Below are 24,776 nucleotides of genomic sequence, written 5' to 3'. Positions count from 1 at the left end.
TAGTATTTTCTTATTATTAAGTTAAATATTCCACTTTTAAAACATTATGATTTTCTGCATCAATGACGATTCTAAATGTTTCTTGTGTTTTACCATCACGCAATGCAATGACCTCATAACATAGACGTTGTTCAAATTCACCATTATCTGTATAAATATTTTTTACTTCTTGCACTTGAATATCATCCTGGAAGAAAGTTTTCCAATCAATCGGTTTTGCTGTTTGCTTTTTAATATTTTCTTCTTGAATGTATTCCATCGCGTTTGCACCTAATAACTCACCCGTATCTTTAGCTAATTTAAGTTGAACACCATCCGCATAAATTAATGCTTTATCTCCGGGATGTACACGGGCAAACGTTACATGCCATGCCTGGTGATTTTCACGTGATTCCACATAGGCCACATCTTTCATGCCTAGTTTCTTGACGTATTCTTCGGCTTTTTTGAGGATTTCCTCTTGCGACTGCTTCGCTTCATCGACAGGACGTTCCACTAAATAGGACAGTAAATGCCCTCCCTTTACCGTTAAATCCACATACCCTAAACGAATCCCTTGATGGAATTGTATGTGATAGAAAGGATACGGTGCGGTGTCACTACTTTTTGTGACAGTAAATGTTGCGTCTTTAATAACTGGGAATAAATATTTCACTTTTTCCAACGCTTCTTTTTCTGTAATTTCAGCATCCTGTAATGCTTTTAGCTCAATTTTTTTCTGCCAGTCTGACTCAGATAATGTCAGCGGGAAATCTTTTTCTCCATATCCTTTTAACGTGTCTTTCACTTTATCAAAGTTCGTGTTTGGATTTTTATTATCCACTTGCTGTAGCCAAACATCCATTTTTCCATTATGTTTATAAAAATCAACGGTTGCAGCTGACCAATCATCAGAAAGAGCTTGTAAATTCGTAGAGACCTGTGGCATTTTTTCGCGCCAAGCTTCATAATCGCCTGTTTTTGCAGTTCTTTTCGCTTCATCGCCAAGTCGCCCTAAATAATTCATCCATTCATTGGATAGTTCTTGCCCTATCGGAATATTCGCAATGGAAGAACGAACTTCTGAGCTTAAACGCCAAACTGAATCTAATTCACTGTGAATGGCTTGCTCATCTTGAAACAGTAGGGATTGTGATACTGATCGCTGTAGATGAGATAGTTTTTCAGATGCATCTGTTAACTTATCTGTATACTGCGCTAGAACAGTACGTTGTAAATCTTCTTTATCACCATGTAAATCTATACTATATGCCCCTAACCCGATAACAGCTATCGTTAAGACCACGAGCCAAGTTTTCATCTATGTTCCTCCTTTCTATGAACAGAAAATATGCTCTCCAATTTGTTTTATTTGTGGACGTGACCAAATCCATTTACTTGTTGCTGTTTTCGGATTGAAATAATACAAAGCATTTTCAGATGGATCCCAGCCGTTCATTGCATCAATAACAGCTTCTTTTGCTCTATCATTAGGCTCTAACCAAATTTGCCCATCTGCTACAGCTGTAAACGCTAAAGGTTGAAATATAATACCAGAAATAGTGTTTGGGAAATCGGGACTTTCTAAACGGTTTAAAATAACTGCTGCTACTGCGACTTGTCCCTCATATGGCTCTCCCCTTGCTTCTCCATACACAGCATTTGCCATTAACTGTAAATCACGCTCTGTATATTTAGGAGGAACTTGAGTTTGTGTTCCATTGTTATTAGTAGTGCCACTACTATTTCCTCCACCACTACTACCGGCACCACTAGCTGTACCAGTACCTTTATTCACTTGCTGATCAAGAGGAACGCCACCATAATAGGTAAATTGATTACCTGCATTTAATTGCGCTTTCACCCATTTTTCATCGTAATCAGAATAGCCAGCTATAGTTTTTTTGGTCTTCGCTCCAGCGATACCATCTACTGGTAAACCATATTTCTCTTGGAAATTACGTAATGCCCAGTATGTGTTATAGCCAAATTTCCCATCAATTTTACTCTTATAAAAACCTAAGTATTGTAGCCTTGCTTGCAATTCAATGACATCATCTCCATAGGCACCACGAGTAATTTGCTGGTCACTAAAGGCAATCACTTCATTTTGAGGAATCGCAATTATACTAATTCCTAATATCAAAGCAAAAAGTATGCTTACTAAACGCACTTTTATCACTCCTTTTTTTTATAGCTTGAAACAAAAGAGGCAATTTATACATGATAAAAAAGAATAAAGCGTAGAAATCTTGACGATTTCTACGCTTTAAATTTTTTATGCATATGCAAATGTTGTACCAGATGAAAATGCGCTAGTTTCACTTTTCGTAAGCCAAACCACCATAAAAACAGCATAAAAGGAATCATTAAATAAATCCAGTGACCTTTAAATGATAATATTGTATTGTATAGAATGTGAAGTACCACTGGTGCACAAAGCGCCATAGCAATCATTTCTTTCGTCTTGGCAAGCTTTGAAAACTTAGCACGTCCATAATAATAGCCCATTACTACGCCGAATAATGCATGACTCGATACAGGCAATAAGGCGCGCATAAATGCCGTATCCAAGCCAAAGGATAATAAATAAAGTACGTTCTCTATTGTGGCAAAACCAAGTGATATACTTGCCCCATACAATATACCGTCATATGGATCATCAAATTCAACATGATTGTAGATGGCAATTAATAGCACAAACCATTTAAAAAATTCTTCAACAATACTAGAAAAAAGAACGTCTTGAAGATAAAAATATCGAAAAACCCCTTCCTCTGTTAGTACATACTGTAAAAACAGAATCGGGAACGTTAAAAATGCACCGTATAAAAATGTTTGTAATAAAGTTCTTCTTGGCTCCGTAGCCATTTGATTGCGCAAATAGAAATAACTAAAAAGCGCTAGACCGGGAGCAATGGCAGCAGATAATAAAATGATCATGATGCCGGCTCCTTTCAACAATAGACTGCTATTATTATACCATGTAATGACAAAAAAACTTTTTAAAAGGAGATTTTATTTTTTATGAAAAAAACAATTTTATTAATTCATACTGGCGGCACAATCTCCATGGCGATGAGTGCTGAAGGAGCGGTTATGCCCAATAAAGAAAATCCACTCATGAAAGAAAGTAATAAACTTAATTCATTAGCGACCATTATTGAAATAGAAGCTTTTAATCTACCTTCTCCGCATATCACGCCAAAAGAGATGCTTCAATTACGCAACTTGATTATGGAGCATACCACAGCAAAGCAAATCGATGGCGTTGTCATTACACATGGTACAGATACATTAGAAGAAACTGCCTATTTCTTAGAACTGACAACAAATTTAGCTATCCCCATTGTATTGACAGGTGCGATGCGCTCATCCAATGAGCTTGGAGCAGATGGTATTTATAATTTAATGGAGGCAATCCGAGTAGCAGTCGATGATGAAGCACGCGACAAAGGCGTTCTCGTTGTCATGAACGATGAGGTACATCTTGCCGTCAATACAACGAAAACGAGCACAAGTTCAGTCAATACCTTCCAATCTCCACAATATGGGCCAATTGGGCTTATTACAAAATCACGTATTTTGTTCCATCATGCACCAATTCGTCGTCAATATGTAGAAATTAATAATTTATCTAAACGCGTAGCCATGTTAAAAGTTTATGCTGGTATGGAAGAAGATTTACTAGATGTTGTGCTCGCATGTAAATATGAAGGTGTTGTACTTGAAGGATTAGGTCAAGGTAATGTCCCTCCTTCTGTTGTTAAAGGCATTGAGAGTCTGATCCAACGAAATATACCTGTAATCCTCGTTTCCCGCTGCTTTAATGGAATTGCAGAAGGTGTCTATGGATATATTGGTGGCGGTAAAATGCTGGAAGACTTAGGTGCGATATTTGCCACTGGAATAAATGGACAAAAGGCACGATTAAAATTATTAATTGGACTTAACACAACTGGAAAGCCTTTAAATTTAAAGGATTTTTTCCTGTAAAGTCAATGTATTCATATTGAGCACTTGCTTATGCCTCGATTATTTGTTCATAATAGTGCAGCATTTCATTAAGACGTACAAGAGCTTCTTCGAAATCGGGCTGTATGACAGCGAATTGAAGAAATCCTCTTTGTCGCAAATATGGGCTATCACCATGAACCAACAGTCCATTTAAGGCTAAATCGATGTGTAGATTTGAAAGTGTGTTTGGCAGTTGAATGGTTATAAGCATTGGGTATCGAGTTGTTGGTAATTGAAGGTGCATATATGGTAGCTGCAGTAGTGCCTCAAAACGTTGCTGTAGCTGCTCATAGCGGACAGGATAGGCTTGTAAAGACTCATCTAAATTACCGAGCAACACGGCTGGAAGCGTAAAAGGTATAGCACCTTGCTGGTAATTTGCTAAGTCCAAGTATGCAGGCAATGTAGGAGCGGATTGCGCTAAGTATTGTGAAAATACAAATGCTAGCCCACTTACTGCCCCAATTGCTTTCCCACTCACTGCAGTAGCCAAATAACAGTCCTGTAGCGAAAATGGCATAGCACCGAACGTACTGATGCTATCTACACATAGCTTCACTTTATAACACTTTGCCAATTGACTAAGACCATCTAAATCATTACAAGTCCCCGTCGAGGTTTCCCCATGCACTACCAACATCCACTGATATGCTCCAGTTTTTAGTAATAACGCTATTTTCTCGCAATCAAATATTGTTCCCCATTCTTGTTCAACGACATCAAAATCTAATGACCAACGGACTGCCTGTTTTCTCAACCGTTCACCAAATTCTCCATTTGTTAGAATAAGACCTTTTCCTAATTGCTGTGCCTGTAATTGAGCAAGCATCACTTCATTGGCCACTGTTCCAGTTCCAACGATTATTCCAACATGCTTGGTATTCGCTAAATGTAGTAATTTTTGCTGTACTCGTTCATAGATTGCCTTAAAACTTAGCGAACGATGCGATAAATTGGTATAACCAATTGTCTTTACTTGCTTAACTGGTCCAGGATAAAAAGTATAATCATCTTTTGCAAGCCTACGTTGTAGGTCATGTTCAAATACATTTCTAGTAAGCACCATAGGTAAAAACTGGGCATTCTTTGTTCCAACAGCTGGAGCAAATTGTTGAAAACCCATTTGCTTATAGAGCTTTTCTTCACGGGTTGTTCCTGAAATTACAGCTGCCGTGTAGCCCTTTTCATAGGCAAATGTGTTTAAAGCTTGTGTAAGCTTCAATAGGACTCGGCCAGTTCGATAATCTTTTTTCACAGCAAGCAAACGGATTTCACATACCTTGTCACAAACCTCTTTCGGTAAAAATCGCTCTACCTTACCAATTTTTTCATCAATTGAAAAGGGTCTTTGATCTCTAAATGCGACCATTCCTATTAATTCTGTTTTTTTATACACCACTATATATGTATTTTCCTGATGGAATCGATCAATTTTTAGTCTTTGCGTATTTGGCTCATGCTGTGGGATTTCTTCCACAAATGTCTCATAATTTAATCGCGCAATCGCCTCATACTCTTCATTTGTTTGAGCTATTTTACACCAATACATCTCTTTACTTCCCTCTTTTCCATGACTCCTTAATATTAGACATATGTCTTATGAGCATACACACGATTGCAATCATCAAAAGTGCATAGGGCTTTAATTGGCCTGTTTGTATGATGGCACCAATATAAAAGATAAAACCACCAACCATGCCTAATGTTAAGCTCCTCGTCAATATCAGTACGGCCGCAGTACCTGCAATCATCCATAAAAACAAGCCGGGTGATAGAGCGAGACCAACTCCAATAAAAGTTGCGACTCCTTTTCCTCCCTTACATTTTAGCCAGAAAGGATATAAATGACCTACAATGACACAGGCTGCACCACTAACAATGACCCATTCTTCTAAATACCATAAACGCCCTAAGCCTACCACGAGCACACCCTTCAAGGCATCGCCTAGAAATGTCAGAAGAAAGGCCCTCTTGCCAAGGACGCTCCCCGCATTGCGCGCACCCAAATTTTTACTGCGTTCTTCCTGCAAATTGACACCATATATCTTTCCAACGAAAAATGCTGTCATGAAGTTTCCAATTAAATAACTGAAGAGCCAATACAAACCAATCAATCATGTTCCTCCTCGCTAAAAAGGCTGTATAAGCTACATGCCTATACAGCCTCACCATTATCCTTTTCTTTGAGCAATAGTTTGAGCGATACAATCCCCATGGAAACGCCCGTTTTCAATAAAAATTTCGTTGGCATTATTTCCTGCGGCAATTACGCCTGCGATAAACAAGCCTTCCACATTCGTTTCCATCGTTTCTGGTGTAAAATAAGGGCGGCCCGTTTCATCGTCAATATCTACACCCATAGCTTTAATAAAGGAGTGATCAGGATGATAGCCAGTCATGGCAAAGACAAAATCATTTTTCAACACCTTTTCTTGGCCATCTATTTCTAAGACTACTTCATGCTCACGAATTTCTAATACATTCGTATTAAAATGCATGTCAACTTCTCCCGTTTTGACTACCCCTTCAAATTCAGGTAATACCCATGGCTTAATACTTGGAGAGTATTCACTTCCTCGATAGGCAACCGTTACGCGAGCACCTGCTTTATTTAATTCCAACGCTGCATCTACAGCTGAATTTTTGCCTCCTATAACAAGAACATCCGTATCAAAAAATTCATGTCCCTCTTTAAAATAATGGAAAACTTTAGGTAATTGTTCACCAGTGATATTTAGAAAATTAGGATGATCATAATAGCCTGTCGCAATAATGACATTAGGTGTTTCATAATGATCCTTGTCTGAAGTAACAGTAAACATACCATTTTTTTTCACGACACTTTGTACTTTTTCAAAGCGGTTAACTTGAATATTTTTTAATCGAACAACTTCTCGATAATAAACAAGCGCTTGATTCCGCTTGGGCTTTCGTCCTTCAATAATAAATGGCACATAGCCAATTCCTAATCGTTCACTTGTACTAAAAAAAGTTTGATGTGTAGGATAATGATAAATCGCATTTACGATATTACCCTTTTCAATAACAATGGGGTTTAATCCAATATTTTGCAAAGCTATTGCTGCTGCTAAACCACATGGGCCTCCTCCAACAATAATGGCATCTGCTTGCTGCATTTCTTGACACTCCAATCGACTTTGGACAGCTTTAGTTGCTGTTCCTTGCTTACATCCATTATGAAAATAGACGATTCCTTTATATTATACGCCTTCTAGCAAGTTTTGTTTGTTTATTTACTTGAAATATCGATGTCGATTATATGACATTGTGGTTTGGCACCAAGTCTCATTGGCAATAATGTAGTACCATAGCCATTGCTTACTAAAGTCATGACACCATCTCGCTCTCGATAAGAACCATGGGGATGGACACCATATGGACCAAATCGAATCTGCCCTCCATGTAAATGTCCACCCATCATTAAATTAGCACGATACTTGGCGCGGACTTTCGCAAAAACCTCTGGATTATGCGCAATAAAAACAACTAGATCATGCTCTCCAACTTTTTTAAAGGCCTTTTCAAAGCTATATTCTTTCACTGTTGTATCCTCAATTGCACTAAGCCAGAAGCGGTTTTTTGTAGGTAACAGCACCGCATCATTGACAATAATTTGAATATGATACTGCTGCAAAATACTCTTCAGCCGATCTTCACCCACTTCTCTATCATTATTTCCCCATACAAAATAAGTAGGTCCAATGGAAGATAATAATTGTAAATTTTCATGAATACGTGAAATGGGTGTGCGATTATCTGCTAAATCTCCACCAATAATGACCGCATCAAAGTGTTCTGTTAGCTGTGCAATCATTCTTTTATTAATTTTACGCAAATGAACATCAGAAATAAAAAATAAACGTACCTTTTCCGGCTCTCCCTTTAATAGTAGCTGGTGATGTAAAACATTGTTCTCATGCGCCATCTTCCACATATAAAGCAAAAAGATGACCACTATGATAAGCAATAGCCCTATATAAAGCATTTTCTCACTTCTCCTTACGACAGCAAAAAGACGATTCGTTTCTTATGAAGAATCGTCTTTTTGCTAAATCAGACGTACGTTTTGGTGTGAACGTTTGTCCTTTATTTTATACTTGCTAAACTATATGACCATTATATGGTTTTTATTTAAGGAAGTTTAATTACTTGCCCAACCATAACGGTATTTGAAGACATACCATTAGCAGCACGAATTTTAGCTAACGTCGCCTCACTACCATCACCATAATGATTTAATGCAATACGGAATAAGTTCTCATTTGCTTTGACAGTGTGTGTACTTGCTTTAGCATTTTGTTTCGCTTCTTCTGCTTTTCTAGCCTCTTCAGCCTTTTTTGCTGCCTGTTGCTGAGCTATTCTTGCTTCCTCAGCTTTACGTCCTTCTTCCGCTTTTTTTGCTTCTTCAGCATTTTTTGCCTCTTGTGCTTTTTTCGCTTCTTCAGCAGCTTTTTGATCTACTGCTACTTTATCAGCATCTTCTTTAGATGGCTCATTTGATTTTTGATCAGCTTGATCGCCTTTGTCTTTATTTTTTTCTTTGTCAGATGCTGATGCCTCTGAAGAATCCATTTCTACGACCTGTTCAGCTGAATCCTTCTCAGCTTGCTCTATTGATTTCCCTGGTTCATAGAATTTCCAAAAATAACCAAGAACAGTTAATGGGATAAGGATAAATATAACAAAAAGTATAGTCATTAACGGTGTTTTCCGTTTCGGATTATTAGGCTTTTTGTTTTTATCTCCATTTTTATTCATTCTTGAAACTCTCGACAAAGTTTGCTGTTCATTTTGCTCATCTTCAAATGATTGACGATGTTCTTCTATTTTATCGCGATAATCTTCTTTACTCATTTGTCTTTCCCCCAAACCTTACTACGCTTTCTGTCATTCTATTATGACGAATTTTACGAAAAAAGTAAATGACCGTCAGTTTTAGTCTAATTACCCAGTAAAAGTTGCTGCAATCGACGTTCCCACGAAATCATTTCTATTTTTTTCTCGGTTGTTATGCGTTCTTTCTTGATTTCATCATAATGGATTCCACAATTTTCACAACAGTTTTCCGGTTTTTTTTGCAATTTTTGCCCGAAATACCCGACAAGATGTTCACGAATACAGTCTTTTGTCTGTATAATCTTCAACATTTTATCGACTGCATGGTATTTTTCTAGGGCTAAATGATTTAGTCGAGCCTTTACTTGCACCTTCGTTTCTTGTTGCATCCAATAGTCTAACACACGAAATGCGGTCTCACCTAGGTCCCCATTTTTTAACATCTGTGCTGGCAGTACCTGCTGGGAAAGAAGTTCCTCATAGCGATCAACATGCTGTGGACTCGGAAGATCGCCTGTAACAACGAACTTCGCTAGCTCTTCATCACCATCACTATAGAGTAAAATGGCAAGAGCAGACTCACCATCTCGACCTGCTCGACCAATTTCCTGCATATAATTTGCAATATTAGCAGGCATCGATTCATGAATGACCTGACGAATATCTTGTTTATTAATCCCCATACCAAAAGCATTTGTTGCCACTATCCAGTCCAATTCGCCATCAATAAACTGCTGCTGAATAAATTGGCGATCCTCAGCCCCATAACCTGCATGATAGGCTGCAGTACGAATACCCGCTTGTAAAAATGCCTCACTATACTGTTGTGCTCGTTTGCGTGAGGAAACATATAGTATACCTGGGCCAGCAGTTTCTTTGATATGCCGCATAAGCCAGCTCGATTTATCTGCCTTATCCTCTAGAACAATGCGTCCTAAATGAATATTTGGTCGATCAACATTATACATAAATTCAAATGGTTCCTTTAACGATAATGTTTCTCGAATATCTTGCATGACCTTACTTGTTGCAGTCGCGGATAGTGCTAGCAGTGGAGGACGATTGTGCCTCGATAGCCACTCACCTATCCGTAAATAATCTGGTCGAAAATCATAGCCCCATTGCGATATACAATGAGCCTCGTCCACTACGATTAAACCTAATTTCACTTGCGCTAATTTCTCTTGCACCTGCTGTTGAAGTAGCATCTCTGGTGAGGTAAAAATAAAACGATATTGTTCTAAATAATGTAATACATGCCGTTTTTCAGTGAGGGATAAAAAGGAATTTAAGGCGACAACCCTCTTTTCCCCAAAACGTTTTAACTCCTCTACCTGATCTTGCATTAAAGAAAGCAATGGAGAAACGATTAGCACAGGCTTTTCTAAAATGTAGGCCGGGAGCTGATAGCACAGTGATTTTCCCATTCCTGTTGGCAATAAGGCCATTACATCTTTCTCTTGAAGTATTGCTTCAATGACTTCCCTTTGCCCTGGTCTAAATGATAAGTAACCAAAATGTTTATGCAATAGTTCTTCCAGTTCCATTTATACTTCTCCCTTCGCAAGGACAAGCCTTAATTGAAAATAACTCAATTCCTTTAAAGCCTCATGTAAGATTTTCAATTTTTTCGTTTGAAAATGCTTCGATGCCTGCCAAACTTTTTCAGCTTCCTCATATGAGACGAATGGACCAATAGAAAAGTTCGGTTCATACATCGCTAATTCCACAAAATGGTCCTCAATAGTACTTTGCTTCAGTTTTCTTATTTTCACTATTTGTTCAACTGAATAACCTTGTTCATATAATTGTGCTGTTTGCTGTGCAGAATCGGTTAGCAATATTTTCACTCTTAGTCCTTGTGACACTTGTTTAAGCATTGGATAATCATTGTTTTGTTGCACTTCGTTTAATAATTTATGTAGTGTTTCAATAAAAGCTAATTGACTATCAAGCACAGTTTCCTTCCGTTTATCGGCAAGTTGTTGCCATGTCCATCCAGGTAAGCGATATCCACTTAAGCGGTAAAGGACAAGCTGTTTGCTACCATCTGAAACTGGAAGATTCTTTAACACACTGGTACATTCATTTAATAATTGTTGTTGTAAATGACCTTGTAGGTAATGATGATCCTGCAAAAAGGATCTCACCCAAGTTTGAATCGCAGGATCTCTACTGATGGGCGAAAAAGAACGAACAGCTGAAGTTTGATGTGACAAACTTTGCACAATTAATGAAAGACGTGCAAAAAACACATGTTCATTTCCTCGATAATGCCATCCATCAAAGAAAAATGTTGGGGTTTGTTGTGCTCGCTGTATACCTAGCTTTTCCATGTAAAAATGACCAGAATCCTGCACTTTTAACCAACTATTTTGCATAAATAACGTTACAGCCTCATCAAAGGTAGTCCGTGGTAATTTAGGTAATAAGCCAAAATATTGATGCAATTGAAAAAGACCAATGTCTTGAATGGTCTGACCTGAACGCTTTCCTCTCAGGACATGATAGGCAGCCGAAATCGTCCGTTCCGTATTGAGTTTTTGAAAGATTTGCAATAGAATTTGATGAAACATTGACGCAAATTCCTCCAATTTAATAGTATTTAAGTTGAAATGTAAGATAAACATCTTTAAAATGAGTATGAAGCTTTGTAGGAACATCGTTAAAGGAGAGAATAAAATGGCTAAATACACAATAGTTGATAAAGATACATGCATCGCTTGTGGCGCATGTGGAGCCGCAGCGCCAGACATTTATGATTATGATGATGAAGGTATTGCCTTCGTTATTTTAGATGATAACATGGGAACTGCTGAAGTGCCAGAGGATCTATTAGAAGATATGCAAGACGCTTTTGAAGGTTGTCCAACTGACTCTATCAAAGTAGCAGATGAAACTTTTGATGGTGACTCATTAAAATTCGAATAGTCTTTAATTTGTATGTATACCCAAAAGGCATCCTTCAATGGGTGCCTTTTCTTTTGGATGAAATATTTTGCTAACCTTTGCAACATGATAATCCATCATATAGCTCTTTTCTATACGGACCAATCTATTGGAGGAATGATGATGTTTGAGCAGTTACAAGTAGAGCATAGTTTATTTCATATCGATCAAGATCATATTGATCAATTTAAAAATCTTGCGGCAAAATGGCAAATGATTTTTCCACAGGTTTATGCGAAATGTTTGAATACACTCGATTCATGGGCCATTGTATTAAATAATTGGGTTTTTTTAAAATCTCAACATACCGATGAACTGATACTCAATCCCTCTAAAGCCATCTACTATTCTATCAATACATTTTTGCTGGAAGAGCTCAATAAAATTCAAGTAATTCAAAAAATAACTCAGTGTAATAATGATGATTTACAATATTTTGCTGCGTTCCAATTAGGAAATGCTATTGATTTATGGGTTTATAAGACCGTTGGTAAAAGTACTGAGGCAGATTTATTAAATTCGCAGGAAGACAAACCTTATTTTCTGGCATATTTAGATGATGGGTTTCAAATGGACAACACGCCTTTCCATCGAGACCAAACAAGAGCCATCAAAATTCTTGCCCAAACCATTCGTAACCAAAATTGCTTTAGAATCACTATCAATAGTGCTGTTTATCAAGCAGTAGATATGTATGAAGATTATATAGCTCATTAGAATGCCTTTTAATTCGTCTCTCACAAAGAAGAGATGAATTTTTTTTGCCCGATAATCGGCTACTCTATTGCAACAGTTTTTTATGTATGATAAGATTTTAGTAGTTGGTACTAATAACAGATATTATCTCACAAAGGAGTTCTTTATAATGATGGATAATTTATTACAATTAAAAGATAAAAATATTGTTGTCATGGGTGTAGCGAATGATCGTAGTATCGCATGGGGCATTGCAAAACGTTTATTTGATGTGGGTGCAAATGTTATTTTCACTTATCGTCAAGAACGCTCATTGAAAAAATTACAAAAGCAATTAGACAATATTGGTCAAACTGATTCCCTTGTTGTTCAATGTGACGTTAATAGTGATGAAAGTACAAAAGCTGCATTTGATGAAATTGGCGCAAAGGTTGGCGTTATTCATGGTATTGTCCACTCAGTAGCTTTTGCTCATGCTGAAGATTTACACAACCGCTTCTTAGAAACAACACGTGAAGGCTATGCATTTGCACAAGATACAAGTGCCTACTCTCTAATTTCAACAGCAAAAGCAGCTCATCCGTATATGACAGAGGGTGGCTCTATCGTTACAATGAGTTATTTAGGTGCGGAACGAGTGCTTGACGGCTATAATGTGATGGGGGTAGCAAAGGCTGCATTAGAAGCTTCTATGCGCTATCTTGCTGCTGATATTGGTCAAGACAATATTCGCGTAAATGCTATTTCAGCTGGTGCTATTCGTACACTTGCTGCAAAAGGTGTCCCTTCCTTTAATACAATTTTACACAAAATCGAGGAAACAGCTCCTTTAAAACGAAATGTTCAACAAGATGAAGTAGCCGATATGACAATTGTTATGCTCTCTCACCTATCACGTGGTGTCACTGGAGAAACAATTTACATCGACGCTGGCTACAATATTATGGGTTAATAAAAAAGGATGGAAGACTAGGTCTCTTCCATCCTTTTGTCATTTATCTTCCTACTTTCATGTTTGAAACCTTTTGTAAAACACTCTTCGAACGGAGTTACTTTCTTAAAGCTCAACTCCGCCCGTAGTGGAAATCAATGGCTTTACTTCGTTTCATTGTAAAAGAAAAAAGACTGTAGGCAATCTCCAAATTCAGTGAGAGTTTGTCTACAGTGAGAAAGGATGGAAGACTAAATCTTCCATCCTTTCTATTGTTTATAGCATCGCCCAAATGGATTGTATAAATAGCATAATACCAGAGGCAACTAATAATACATAAATAAATACTAAAAATAGCTTCTGATTGAGCTTACGAAATAATAGTTGTCCTACTATCAGGCCAATCAAAACAAACGGCAAGGCATATAAACTATAGAGCCAAACGGTTTTACTTGTACCTTCGATTGTTAATTGTGATAGTAAGCTAATCAAATAAATAAAAATATAATAAGCTAGTGACGTTGCCCTAATCGTTTCTTTCTTTTTATGTGTGCTTGCAAAATAGAGGAGCAGTGGCGGTCCAGCCATCCCAATACTTGTTGTAAACATCCCTGATATAAAGCCAACACCATAATCTCTTCCATTTGTTTGTTGGATGGAAAGGTTCTTTATAAGCATAATTGTTAACCCAATTAAAAGAATTGCTATGAGCAGCTTAAATGTAGTGACATCCACGATGGCAAATAAAAGACTACCAACAGGTGCGCCTACAATACTCCCAATCATAATTTTTTTTAGCAACGCGAACTCAATATCTTTTTTAACCTTCCATAGCAACGAAAATGAAATAACAAGGGATAAAATAATATTCAATTGCATCGCCTGTGGTGGTGAGAAAAGCAACAGTAAAAATGGTGTAGCCATAATAGAGAAGCCGAATCCCGTGCTTGTCTGTAGAATGGCTGCGGTTAAAATAATAAAAAAATAAAACGTTAATTCCAGCAAAACAACACCTCACATCATTAAGTGGTTGTAATTCTTTGTCTAGTAATAATAGTTTTTAATAAAAATAATAGGCCACAAGCAATCATTAAAAATACCGCAATCATTGCTATGACACCTACCCAACCGTATTTCATCCAAAATAGCCCACCTACAGTTCCTCCAACACTAGAGCCAAAGTAATAAAAAAATAAATAGAGGGAGGACGCTTGTGCTTTATCATGAGATGCCCGTTTACTTACCCAGCCACTCGCAATTGAATGAGCTGCAAAAAAGCCAAAGGTAAAAACGGTGATCCCGATTATTTTTAAAGATAGAAAACTATGAAGCGTTATGATGGCACCTGCTAACATGATGGCAATCGCTAGTAATAGCATGCGTTGTCGCCCATAACGGTCAGCTAAACCGCCAAACCACGCTGAGCTGAATGTGCCAACTAAGTATATAACAAATATCCAGCCAACAATTGTGGCGCTTAGATTATAGGGGGGTGCCATTAATTTAAAGCCTATATAGTTATAAAGAGTGACAAAGCTCCCCATTAAAACAAAGCTAATTCCATATAGACAAAGCATCGAAGGGTCCTTCAAATGCTGAAAAAGAGTCTTTGATAATGCCCTTATTTGTAAGGGACGGGGGCTGAAGTGTTTGGAGCCTGGTAATATCCAGACGAACAACACACTCACAAGTAAACTAATACACCCTAGTATAAACATCCCGATATGCCAATTATAGTGGTCCGTTAATGTGCCGATAATTATTCGGCCACTAAGACCGCCTACTGAATTTCCACTAATATATAAGCCCATGGCAACCCCTAAACTTGCTGGCTCCATTTCCTCTCCCAAATAGGCCATAGCGATGGCAGGTAATCCTGCAAAAACAATACCCTGCAATACTCGTAGCACAATTATTGTTTCAAAATTAGGAGAAAATGCTAGCGTAAGTGTAAAGATAGAGGCAGCAAAAATCGAAATGGTCATTAACGATTTCCTTCCCCATGCCTCTGATAATGAACCAACAATGACTAAACTCACCGCTAAAGCAAAGGTCGTTACTGAAAGAGATAAACTAGCAACGGCTGGTGATACTTTAAACACTTCCGCGAAGGTTGGCAATAATGGTTGCGTACTATATAAATTTGCAAACGTAATAAAGCCTGCTAAAAACAAAGCCCAATTAGCTTTATGAAACGACTTCGTCCCCTTTTGTATATATTCCATGAAAATCTCTCCTTCATTACTACACATCTATTAGTCTAATACAATATTCCATAAAAAACACACCCCTTCGTCAAAAAATGGACAAACTTTCCCTACCTTTCGGCACTAAATGACTAATTTTCATTGACAATAAAAAAGAGACATTTTCTAGTTTCACCAAAAATAAAAATAGAATTTGCTATTTTGACTTGGCAAATATTGTGCTACATTAAAAGTAATCATCTAGCACCATTGTCATATTGAAAACAGATGAGCCAACCATTTTTCATTGACTAGACTTGGAGGAAATTTTATGAAAATTATTGAAGCTTTAGCCCTTTCAGCACCTTATATTCATCTAGCATTAAAACAAGAAGCGATTGTTGCTGTCATTGAAAAGGAAAGTGAAACAGTCATCAAATATTTAGCAGGTAAACGTGTGGATTCAGGCTACCAGGATGGACAAAAAGTAAATGCTAATGATCAAAATGTTTACATTGCCTTTACTGGACAAAATGCAGATGTGGTCATTCCTAAGGATGTATACGGCGTAGCCATCAATGCTTTTTCCTTCCCCATTCGTGAAAACGGTCAAGTCGTAGGAGCATTGGCTTTCGGACTACCTATTGATAATGAACTAAAACTCGAAGATTATATGAGTACAATGGACAATATCGTTAACAATCTTCAGGATAAAGTACATACAATCGCTTCCCATTCAGAGGAATTAGCGGCTACTAGTGAGGAAATTAATAAGCAGGCACAACATGCATTAGAGGATTCGGAAAAAACAAATGACGTAACTGATCTCATTAAAAGTATTTCTCGCCAAACCAATTTACTTGGATTAAATGCCTCCATTGAGGCGGCTCGAGCTGGGCAACATGGTGCTGGCTTTAATATCGTGGCGCAGGAGGTTCGAAAATTGTCCTTTGAGACGTCTAGCGCAACCGAAAATATCGAAGCTTCCTTACGAAATATTAATAGAAATCTTGAGAATTTAAAACAAAATATGGGTCAAATCAATGATGCAACGAATGAGCAAGCACAGCTCGTACAAGATTTTAGCGAAATTATCGAAGAGCTGACAGTGCTAAGCCGAGAGATGAAAGGCTTCATGCACGATGCCCTAAAATAATAATGAGGTGATGAGATGGATATTTACATTAACGATGATTTATCTTTACGTACAATTACCCTAGAGGATGCAGAGGCAGTTTTTGCATGTACAGATGCTTCAAGAAAGCATTTAAAGGAATGGCTACCATGGTTGGATTATACAAAGGAAGTAGCAGATACAATCGCCTATATTGAAGGCTGCATCAAGGGGCATGAAGCTAATAATAGCCTTTCTCTTGTCATTCTCTTTAAAAATGAAATTGTCGGCATCGCTGGCTTTAATACTATTCATCCAACTAATAAAATCGGCACGATTGGCTACTGGCTTAGTGAAGGTGCACAGGGGCATGGCATTATGACCAAAACTGTAAAAGCTCTATTACAATATGCCTTTGAAACATTACACCTTCACAAAGTAGAAATTCGAGTGGCTGTTGGCAATGAAAAAAGCAGCGCTATCCCAGAACGCCTCGGCTTCATAAAAGAGGGCACCCTGCGAGCAGCAGAATGGCTGTATGATCATTATGTAGATCATGTTGTATATGGCATGCTTTTAACTGAGTGGCAGCAACAAAAATAACAAAGCGACCTGATGTATGAATCATCAGGTCGCTTTTACTTATGGTTGTTCTACTGTTTCTTTTGTTTCCTCAGCTTCAACCGCAGTTTGTTTTTTTTCAAGCCCTAGAGCAATTTGCTCTAATTCCGGACGCAATGTATGCTTACCAGCATAGCTTTCAATCAGTTCCTTCACATCAATACCAGAAGTTTCTTTTAACGTTTCTTGTAGCGTAGACATTAAATTAGTAGCATAAGACGTTACTTTATTCGCGCCACTACCTTCTCCACCACCAGTATCAACGACTGTAATCTTATCGATATTACCAAGCGGGCTCGCTAGCTCTTTTGCATATTCTGGCATCATGCGCACAACCATATCCAGTACAGCTGCTTGACCATAATATTCAAAGGCTTCAGCAATTTTACGTTTAGCTTCAGCTTCCGCAAGACCACGAAGGCGAATAATATCTGCCTCTGTCTCCCCTTGTGCTCGTTCTGCATCAGCTTTGGCAAGACCATCTAATCTGATTTTTTCCGCTTCCGCTTTTGCTAAAGATTCAATACGGTATTTTTCTGCATCTGCTTGTGCAAGCTCTCGCATTTTTTCGGCAGCGGCATTTTGTTCCACCGCATAACGATCAGCGTCAGCCTTTTTCTTCACCTCAGAATCATATTGCTTCTCACGACGTAAAATCTCTTTTTCCTCTAATTCAATTTGCTTTTGACGCTCAATAATGCGAATTTGCATTTCTTGCTCTGTCACTTCCTGTTTAGCACGAGCTGTTTCGAGCTCATAGGCTTGGTCAGCACGTGCTTTGGCAATATCTTGCTCACGGCGGAATTCAGCAACCTTTAATTGATTTTCTTTTTCCGCTTCCGCAATTTCTGTCGCACGCTCTAGCTCTGCCTTTTGCGCTTCCTTCGATGCTTCTGCACGTTTTATACGTGTTTCTTTTTCCGCATCCGCTGTCGCAATATCAGCATCTCGTTTTACCTGTGCAATTCTCGGTTTACCAAGTGAATCTAAATAGCCATTTTTATCACGTACATCCTTAATCGTAAAGGAAACAATGATAAGACCCATTTTAGCTAAATCCTGAGAAGCTACACGTTGAACCTCCTGTGAGAATTTATCACGGTTTTTATAAATTTCCTCAACCGTCATGGAGCCTAAAATTGAACGTAAATGACCTTCTAACACTTCACGTGCTTCCCCTTCACGCTCTGCCTTTTGCTTTCCTAAAAACTGCTCTGCTGCAGTCGCAACTTCTGAAATAGAACCACCAATTTTAATAATGGCTGTACCATCAGCCATGACAGGAACACCTTGTTCCGTATACACTTCAGGCGTTGTTACTTCTAGTTTGCTAGATAGTAAACTTAATGGCTTTGCTTGCTGGAAAATAGGGAATACGAATGTACCACCACCGCGAATAATTTTTATGCGATTGCCCGACTCATCTTTATGTACATTTTTAGAGCCGAGATAGCTACCCGTCACAATCAGTGCTTCATCCGGACCTGCTGTTTTATATTTTGTTACATATAAACCTACTAGTGCAATTAATACAAATGCTACAATTCCTAAAACAATTAGAATATCGATTGACATAGACATATCTCCCCTTTAGACAAATTTTTTCTCATATGCTCTAACAAAAAGTGTACCTTCCTTCACGTCCACGATAAGGACAGTTTCATCATAGTCAATGGCTTCATTATCGTAACCTGTTGCCCGTTTCGAAATCATACCACTTGTTGTTTCGATAATAACTTCTCCAAACCCATCTACAGGAATTGGTACAATGACTTTGCCCAATTGCCCCCCTAGTGATTCTTCCGTATAAGCTAATGAAACATCCGCTGACCGTAGTGGAACGAGAATAAATAAATAAAATAATGTACTTAAAATAGCGCCGATGATACATGCAGCAATAATGTTCCAAACGCTAGAGAACCAGGCTAATTTTTCTAAAATAAATCCTGCTGCAGACATCAACGTAATGAAAGAAAGAATGACACTCGGATTAAAAATGGGCAGTCCTTCCCCAATACCTTCGACTGCATCACCAAAAAACATAACTAGTATTGTGGCAAGACCAGCGAAAATCAAAACCACTAAAAAGATTTGCTCGAGTGAATAGCCAAATAGCGTCAAGTTGCTCACCCCTTTTCATCATATTACCTACTATACGGTTGTCACCTAGGGAAAGTTTCAAAAATTTTCAAACTTTTAATACTTTCCTATTTTTACATGTTTATAGTGAATGAGTGCCGTAATCATAAAAGTTTAGATTGAGGAGTGTACCAAGGGAGCTTCTATTCACGATAAAGAGGTGTAAGGTCCATTTAGCTTATAGCATTATTTTGCCCTTGCACCGCAGACTCAAAAAATTATTGAGGCTTATCTTTTCATATTTTTACTCAATTTATAATTTTCCCGCTAATATAACATAAATTCATTCCCATCTAATAGAACCATGTTACAATAGAAAGGATTATGGCAACTAAGGAGATATAGCATGAAGCTCTCGACGATCTTAAATTTCTTTATTCTAGTATTTTTCACATTATTATTTGTAAATGATTTCTTCCCTGACACAACGATTGCATCTATCTTGACTAAAAAGATAATTCTTCTCATATTGGTCGTGCTAGTGATCATACAGCTAGCCTTAGATAAAGGTCAATATAAAAAGATGTCTAAGAAGGCCTATGTTGGTTTGACTCTATATACAGTTGGATTATGGATTGTATTAACATTACTTGGTGGTCAGTCACAAATTGGTTTATCGTTTACTAGCCCACTGTTTTATATCATTATTGTATTACTTGGGCTGGATTTATTACGTATTTCGCGCCAATCTAAACGCGATCAGCCTGAGAAAAAATAAAGAGTGCGCTTATTAGCTTGCTCATTATTATCTATAACATAAAAAGCATGTTACCGACTGAAATTCCAATCGGTAGACATGCTTTTTTAAGATTCTAGTACATTTAAAATCTCATCCAATTCATGAACGGCTAAATCTAGGCGTTCCTTTGCCTCGATATTTTGTTGTTTTAAATGATTAAACTCTAATAAATTGTTTTCATGTTTTAATTTGATAGAAGATAAGCGTTCAATTCGGGTTTCTACCTTTTCTATTGCTTGCTCACAGACTGTTGTCCAGAGCTTTTCTGAATGTTGCATTTCCGTTGTTGATGGGTTGTGCTGACGCATAATGCGTGTGTAAATAACTTCTATTTGTTCGATTAATTCTGAATAAAAATGGCGCTCAACACGGGTAGTTTGGAATGTTGGATGCTCTACCTCTTTTGCATATGGTGTAATTTGACGTAGAAGCTTTCCAGCATTTTCTCCGAAGGCATGCGATAAATTTAAAACATTCATTAGTTGCAGCAATAAACGGATTTCTTCTAGATTAATCAGCTGTGAATCGATGCTTTCCTTTAATTTTAAGGATTCCATATAGCGGCGATCAAAATGCTCAATTTCGCCGTTGCGTTGCTCTACTAAATGTTCACTTGCATTGTCTTTTAAGCTTTTAATATAACGAATTGCATGGTTTTTTAGCTCTTCTGGTGACAGCAAGTTGTCATTATCTTGTTGTGGTTTTTCTCGTTGAACATAAGCAAATGCATCCATTTTTTTGGGCCATTTTGCTGCTGAAGTTTCTTTTGAGACATTATAGCGTATATAAATTCCGTGCATTCCATATCCTCCAAGTCCATAAACAAGTATCTCTAAAGACAATAAATCGAATACGGTATTTTTTCAAGTAAAAAACTTATAATCAATGAAAATTCCTCTTTTATAAGAATAAATCAAAAATCCTGAATAGTCGATACTATTCAGGATTTTACTAGCTATATCTTCTAAAAATTTTATCCTTTGACCAGTTTAGTACGTGCACGATTTGAAATATACTCCACTAGTAAAATAAGGACAACAAGTCCTAATAAGATGGCGCCTACTTCTGACCATTTGTACGAATTCATAGCGAAAATAAGTGGTGCACCGATGCCTCCTGCTCCAACTAAACCGAGTATGGTTGCATCTCGCAAATTCATATCAAAGCGATAAATGACAATAGATGTAAATAACGCTGTCAGCTGTGGCCATATTCCAAAACGAATTTTTTCCATTAACGTACAACCAATTGCCTCCATCGACTCAAGTATGTTTTTATCTAGATCCTCAATAACATCCACATATAACTTTGACAGCATTCCGATAGACGTTAATGACATAGTCAATACACCTGCAAATGGTCCAGGACCTGTTACGCGAATGAACATTAGTCCATAGACGATGGCCGGTATGGTTCTAATAATAATTAATAGAAAGCGAACAATAAATGCAATAGGCTTAGGCACAATAGTTGAAGCGGATAAAAAGGCTAAAGGGATCGCTAGCAATGCCCCTACAATTGTACCTAGAAACGCTATGGCCATTGTTTCGATTAATAAATAGGGTATACCCTCAGTTGTCACATTCATTATTAATGACCAATCAGGATTCAACAAGCCTACGAAGATATTTTTAGCAATTTTCGTACCACTTGCCGAAACATTCTCGAAATGAATGGCTGTTACAGACCAAATAAATAATAAACTAAGTATGATCATTGTCATGATGTATGACATGCGTCGATTTGGTTGTAGTTGTAATTGCTTGTCGATAGCATTCATTACATCACCTCTACATTAATTTTTTGCGGAAATACTCGCTAGTTGTTTCAATTAGAAAAACCGTACAAACCAGCATGAGGAGGATCATCCCCACATTCTCATAGCTTCGCCACCCCAAACTTTCATTCAGAAGTAACCCAATTCCTCCTGCACCTACATACCCTAAAATCGACGCATAACGAACATTTCCCTCAAAGCAAAATAACGAGGTGGAGAGATAATTGGGTAAAATTTGCGGCATAATCGCATAACGAAATGCTTGAATTGTTGTAAGGCCCATTGAATGCATTGCCTCATATGCCCCCATATCGGCATTTTCTATTTGTTCGTATAATAGTTTCCCTACATACGCTATAGTAAATAAAAAAATCGCCACTGTACCAGCCATCGTTCCGAGGCCAAAAATAAACGTCGCTATTAAGGCAACAATCAAAGTCGGCAACGTCCGTAGTAGACTTAACATAAATTTAGCTACCATGGCGATTCCTTTATTATTCGTAATATTAGTTGCAGCAAACATGGCAACAGGTAACGCAACTACAGCACCAGCTACAGAGCCAAATAAGGACATTTTAATCGTATCAAATAGCGGTTGCCATAGCTTTGATAAGTAGTCCCAATTAGGTGGAATCATCTGCTGTAGGATGACAAAAAACTCTTGAATTCGATTGACAAGCACCTCTATGCTAAAGCCAGTAATACGAATTGAAAGAAAAAGTAGTACAAGTATTAATAGCCACAAAACAGGCAGGAAGGAGCGTTTCTCTAACACTTCTTTTCCGTTAGGCAAAACTATTTTTTTCGGTGATAGCATCTTCCATGGCATGTTCCGTTTCGCCTCTCCTTTTGTTCGTAGTGTTATAAATGAAGGCAAGCGTTTCCTCCGTTATTTCACTTGCCTGTCCATCAAATACAATTTCACCGCTCCGCACACCAATAACGCGTGTTGCATAGGCTAATGCCAAGTCAACATGGTGAATATTAATAATAATAGTCATGTTTAACTCTTGATTAATTCGTTTAAAATCGTCCATAACTTGTTTAGCTGTTACAGGGTCAAGTGATGCTACTGGCTCGTCCGCCAAAATAATTTGTGGATTTTGTGCAAGTGTTCGAGCTAATGCCACACGCTGTTGTTGCCCCCCAGATAATTGATCGACACGCACATAAGCCTTATCCAAAATACCGACTTGATCGAGTGCCATTAATGCTTGTCTCTTTTCTTCTTGCGTAAATATGCCAAAAATTTTTCGCCAAGCTGGCATATTCGGTACAAAGGATACGAGCACGTTTTTCAAGACCGACACACGTGTCACAAGATTAAAAGATTGAAAAATCATGCCAATTTTTCTGCGTAAATGACGTATGCCCTTACCTTTCAATTGCTGCACATTGACTTCATTGACACGCAATGTACCTTCAGTAATGTCGTGCATTTTATTAATACAGCGTAATAATGTTGATTTTCCAGCACCCGACAAACCGATGATGGCCACGAATTCGCCCTGCTCAATTTGTAGATTAATGTGATTTAAGGCAAGATAGCCATTCGGATAACGTTTTTCTACCTCTTTAAACTCAATCATTGAACCGCTCCCTATCTAGAAAAGATAAAAGAAGAATCTGCTTTCTGCGAGTAAACCGCAGGCCACGCAGATTCTTCATTCCCTTATTTCGAACCGAGGTTTTGCACTAATTCCTGTGCCTTACGCTCGTTGTCATAGTCACTGTCTTTTGCCTCCTGATAGCCTTCATGACTATAGATAGCAATTACTTCCTTACCTTTATCTGTGTTACCAATATTAATGAAGGCTTGCTGAACTGCCTTCTTCAAGTCGTCAGTCATGACCTTGGAATTTTTACTTACACTAATTGTGTCGTTATAAATGGCAGGCATTACCCCGATTAAGTCCGTCTCATCCCAAATGGAAGCAGTGCGTCCGAAATCCCCTTGCCAGCTTTCCTCATAATCACGACGTGCATCTGCATAAGTGACCAAGACATCTGTTTGTCCAGCAGCTAAACGTCCAAAAGCATTACCATAAGAATCAGCTTGAACAACTTTCGCTAAATCAGGAATAGTTTTATCGAAATTCTCATGTAACCATAATGTAGGGTAAATATAGCCTGCTGGTGAAGAAGAAGACATAACATTCCAAGTTACATTATTTAAATCTTCAAACGTTAATTTTTCACCATTATTCACTTTCGCTGCTAATGCTTTGCCTTTTTCAGATGGACCTGCCACTAAAATGGCCCTATATGATGTAGCCTGTGTTGTTGTTGGTGCTGTTGGTTTATTGTTATTCCACTCCACTGGGTTATCAGAATCATTATTTAATCCAGCACGTGTAGCAGTTAAAATCACTTCTGCGCCATCGTCATATAACACATAAGTCCCTCCAGGAATTAAGCCAATATCTGTAGTTCCAGCGGACAAGGCTTCCCCTACTGCTTCAAAATTAGTTCCAACGGTAATATCAATTGTACCTACATCAAAACCTAATTTCTTAAGCTCGTCCTTTAATAAACCTTTTAAAGGTTCCGTTGCCGTAATAATTTCATCTGGATTACGAGAAGGTACAAAGCCAATCGATAATTTGTCTATAGACTCATTGCCACTTGCCTCTGCAGCCACATCTGTCGTTTTATTATCTTTTGATGTGTCCGAAGCTTCATTTCCACATGCCATTAGGAACACAGCAAGCATGCATGTTAACGTGAAAAATAGTAGTTTCTTCAAAATGTTATCCTCCCTTTTTGAAATG

26 protein-coding genes are annotated in these 24,776 nt (G+C 37.9%); 7 read left to right on the top strand and 19 right to left on the bottom strand.

The window, feature by feature from the left end:
- Positions 1-16: 16 nt before the first annotated feature.
- From B3D94_RS14865 to prsW, 3 genes are all read right to left on the bottom strand, one after another.
- Positions 17-1,300 carry a PepSY1/2 domain-containing protein gene (locus B3D94_RS14865; RefSeq protein ID WP_291758036.1) on the bottom strand — a complete coding sequence of 428 codons (1,284 nt, stop codon included), beginning with the start codon at positions 1,298-1,300 and terminating at the stop codon, positions 17-19.
- Positions 1,301-1,315: 15 nt separating this feature from the next.
- Entirely contained in the window at positions 1,316-2,152 is an 837-nt protein-coding gene (sleB, locus tag B3D94_RS14860) for a spore cortex-lytic enzyme (protein ID WP_069480658.1), read from the bottom strand.
- An 89-nt stretch (positions 2,153-2,241) separates the two neighbouring features.
- Entirely contained in the window at positions 2,242-2,922 is a 681-nt protein-coding gene (gene prsW, locus B3D94_RS14855; RefSeq protein ID WP_069480657.1) for a glutamic-type intramembrane protease PrsW, read from the bottom strand.
- An 84-nt stretch (positions 2,923-3,006) separates the two neighbouring features.
- Between prsW and B3D94_RS14850 the strand changes: the two genes are divergently transcribed.
- Positions 3,007-3,975 (top strand): asparaginase, encoded by a 969-nt coding sequence (locus B3D94_RS14850; protein ID WP_069480656.1) that lies wholly within the window; start codon positions 3,007-3,009, stop codon positions 3,973-3,975.
- Positions 3,976-4,003: 28 nt separating this feature from the next.
- Here B3D94_RS14850 and B3D94_RS14845 read toward each other — a convergent pair whose 3' ends face one another.
- The 7 genes from B3D94_RS14845 to B3D94_RS14815 all read right to left on the bottom strand — a co-directional run bounded on the left by B3D94_RS14845 (position 4,004) and on the right by B3D94_RS14815 (position 11,429).
- On the bottom strand, positions 4,004-5,545 hold the full coding sequence (locus B3D94_RS14845) for an aminotransferase class V-fold PLP-dependent enzyme (protein WP_291758031.1): 1,542 nt from the start codon (positions 5,543-5,545) through the stop codon (positions 4,004-4,006).
- Positions 5,546-5,549: 4 nt separating this feature from the next.
- Positions 5,550-6,110, bottom strand: a complete 561-nt coding sequence (locus tag B3D94_RS14840) for a glycerol-3-phosphate acyltransferase (protein WP_083244628.1) — start codon at positions 6,108-6,110, stop codon at positions 5,550-5,552.
- Positions 6,111-6,167: 57 nt separating this feature from the next.
- The gene (locus B3D94_RS14835) at positions 6,168-7,133 is read right to left on the bottom strand and encodes a YpdA family putative bacillithiol disulfide reductase (protein ID WP_291758028.1); all 966 of its coding nucleotides are present in this window, start codon (positions 7,131-7,133) and stop codon (positions 6,168-6,170) included.
- A gap of 113 nt (positions 7,134-7,246) precedes the next feature.
- Positions 7,247-8,002, bottom strand: coding sequence for a metallophosphoesterase (locus tag B3D94_RS14830; RefSeq protein WP_193831360.1), 756 nt, complete (start codon positions 8,000-8,002; stop codon positions 7,247-7,249).
- Positions 8,003-8,148: 146 nt separating this feature from the next.
- Positions 8,149-8,871 carry a LysM peptidoglycan-binding domain-containing protein gene (locus B3D94_RS14825; RefSeq protein ID WP_291758024.1) on the bottom strand — a complete coding sequence of 241 codons (723 nt, stop codon included), beginning with the start codon at positions 8,869-8,871 and terminating at the stop codon, positions 8,149-8,151.
- A gap of 86 nt (positions 8,872-8,957) precedes the next feature.
- Positions 8,958-10,400, bottom strand: a complete 1,443-nt coding sequence (locus B3D94_RS14820; RefSeq protein WP_291758022.1) for a RecQ family ATP-dependent DNA helicase — start codon at positions 10,398-10,400, stop codon at positions 8,958-8,960.
- Positions 10,401-11,429, bottom strand: a complete 1,029-nt coding sequence (locus B3D94_RS14815; RefSeq protein WP_069480650.1) for a helix-turn-helix domain-containing protein — start codon at positions 11,427-11,429, stop codon at positions 10,401-10,403.
- A gap of 106 nt (positions 11,430-11,535) precedes the next feature.
- Here B3D94_RS14815 and B3D94_RS14810 point away from each other — a divergent pair, with 106 nt between their 5' ends.
- The 3 genes from B3D94_RS14810 (at position 11,536) to B3D94_RS14800 (ending at position 13,450) form a co-directional block, all read left to right on the top strand.
- The gene (locus tag B3D94_RS14810) at positions 11,536-11,784 is read left to right on the top strand and encodes a ferredoxin (RefSeq protein WP_004232564.1); all 249 of its coding nucleotides are present in this window, start codon (positions 11,536-11,538) and stop codon (positions 11,782-11,784) included.
- A gap of 135 nt (positions 11,785-11,919) precedes the next feature.
- Positions 11,920-12,519, top strand: coding sequence for a hypothetical protein (locus B3D94_RS14805; RefSeq protein ID WP_291758006.1), 600 nt, complete (start codon positions 11,920-11,922; stop codon positions 12,517-12,519).
- A 148-nt stretch (positions 12,520-12,667) separates the two neighbouring features.
- Positions 12,668-13,450 carry an enoyl-ACP reductase FabI gene (locus tag B3D94_RS14800; protein WP_083244627.1) on the top strand — a complete coding sequence of 261 codons (783 nt, stop codon included), beginning with the start codon at positions 12,668-12,670 and terminating at the stop codon, positions 13,448-13,450.
- A 255-nt stretch (positions 13,451-13,705) separates the two neighbouring features.
- Here the strand turns inward: B3D94_RS14800 and B3D94_RS14795 are convergent, their stop codons facing one another.
- Positions 13,706-14,431: a sulfite exporter TauE/SafE family protein gene (locus B3D94_RS14795; RefSeq protein ID WP_291760588.1), complete on the bottom strand. Its 726-nt coding sequence runs from the start codon at positions 14,429-14,431 to the stop codon at positions 13,706-13,708.
- 20 nt (positions 14,432-14,451) lie between these two features.
- Positions 14,452-15,654 (bottom strand): MFS transporter, encoded by a 1,203-nt coding sequence (locus tag B3D94_RS14790; RefSeq protein WP_291758003.1) that lies wholly within the window; start codon positions 15,652-15,654, stop codon positions 14,452-14,454.
- A gap of 292 nt (positions 15,655-15,946) precedes the next feature.
- On the opposite strand from B3D94_RS14790, the gene B3D94_RS14785 reads away from it, so the two are divergent.
- The gene (locus B3D94_RS14785; protein ID WP_025117432.1) at positions 15,947-16,771 is read left to right on the top strand and encodes a methyl-accepting chemotaxis protein; all 825 of its coding nucleotides are present in this window, start codon (positions 15,947-15,949) and stop codon (positions 16,769-16,771) included.
- Between the two features lie 15 nt (positions 16,772-16,786).
- Positions 16,787-17,332 (top strand): GNAT family N-acetyltransferase, encoded by a 546-nt coding sequence (locus B3D94_RS14780; protein ID WP_036124542.1) that lies wholly within the window; start codon positions 16,787-16,789, stop codon positions 17,330-17,332.
- Between the two features lie 39 nt (positions 17,333-17,371).
- Here B3D94_RS14780 and B3D94_RS14775 read toward each other — a convergent pair whose 3' ends face one another.
- Together B3D94_RS14775 and B3D94_RS14770 are read right to left on the bottom strand one after the other, a co-directional pair.
- Positions 17,372-18,925, bottom strand: a complete 1,554-nt coding sequence (locus B3D94_RS14775; protein ID WP_025117434.1) for a flotillin family protein — start codon at positions 18,923-18,925, stop codon at positions 17,372-17,374.
- A 15-nt stretch (positions 18,926-18,940) separates the two neighbouring features.
- Entirely contained in the window at positions 18,941-19,471 is a 531-nt protein-coding gene (locus B3D94_RS14770) for a hypothetical protein (RefSeq protein WP_069480646.1), read from the bottom strand.
- Positions 19,472-19,835: 364 nt separating this feature from the next.
- Here B3D94_RS14770 and B3D94_RS14765 point away from each other — a divergent pair, with 364 nt between their 5' ends.
- Entirely contained in the window at positions 19,836-20,207 is a 372-nt protein-coding gene (locus tag B3D94_RS14765) for a hypothetical protein (protein WP_008174304.1), read from the top strand.
- A gap of 86 nt (positions 20,208-20,293) precedes the next feature.
- On the opposite strand, the gene B3D94_RS14760 is transcribed toward B3D94_RS14765, so the two are convergent.
- The 5 genes from B3D94_RS14760 to B3D94_RS14740 all read right to left on the bottom strand — a co-directional run bounded on the left by B3D94_RS14760 (position 20,294) and on the right by B3D94_RS14740 (position 24,751).
- Positions 20,294-21,028, bottom strand: coding sequence for a hypothetical protein (locus tag B3D94_RS14760; protein WP_036124482.1), 735 nt, complete (start codon positions 21,026-21,028; stop codon positions 20,294-20,296).
- 173 nt (positions 21,029-21,201) lie between these two features.
- Positions 21,202-22,008, bottom strand: a complete 807-nt coding sequence (phnE, locus tag B3D94_RS14755; RefSeq protein WP_069480644.1) for a phosphonate ABC transporter, permease protein PhnE — start codon at positions 22,006-22,008, stop codon at positions 21,202-21,204.
- 10 nt (positions 22,009-22,018) lie between these two features.
- Entirely contained in the window at positions 22,019-22,834 is an 816-nt protein-coding gene (gene phnE, locus B3D94_RS14750; protein ID WP_069480643.1) for a phosphonate ABC transporter, permease protein PhnE, read from the bottom strand.
- Positions 22,791-23,594, bottom strand: coding sequence for a phosphonate ABC transporter ATP-binding protein (phnC, locus tag B3D94_RS14745; RefSeq protein WP_291757989.1), 804 nt, complete (start codon positions 23,592-23,594; stop codon positions 22,791-22,793). The genes phnE (B3D94_RS14750) and phnC overlap by 44 nt, the downstream gene beginning before the upstream one ends.
- Positions 23,595-23,677: 83 nt before the next feature.
- Positions 23,678-24,751 (bottom strand): PhnD/SsuA/transferrin family substrate-binding protein, encoded by a 1,074-nt coding sequence (locus B3D94_RS14740; protein ID WP_291757987.1) that lies wholly within the window; start codon positions 24,749-24,751, stop codon positions 23,678-23,680.
- Positions 24,752-24,776: the final 25 nt, after the last annotated feature.

The sequence above is a fragment of the Lysinibacillus sp. UBA5990 genome, from assembly GCF_002429815.1.
Taxonomy (GTDB): domain Bacteria; phylum Bacillota; class Bacilli; order Bacillales_A; family Planococcaceae; genus Lysinibacillus; species Lysinibacillus fusiformis.
This window is presented reverse-complemented; position numbering and strand designations above follow the sequence as displayed.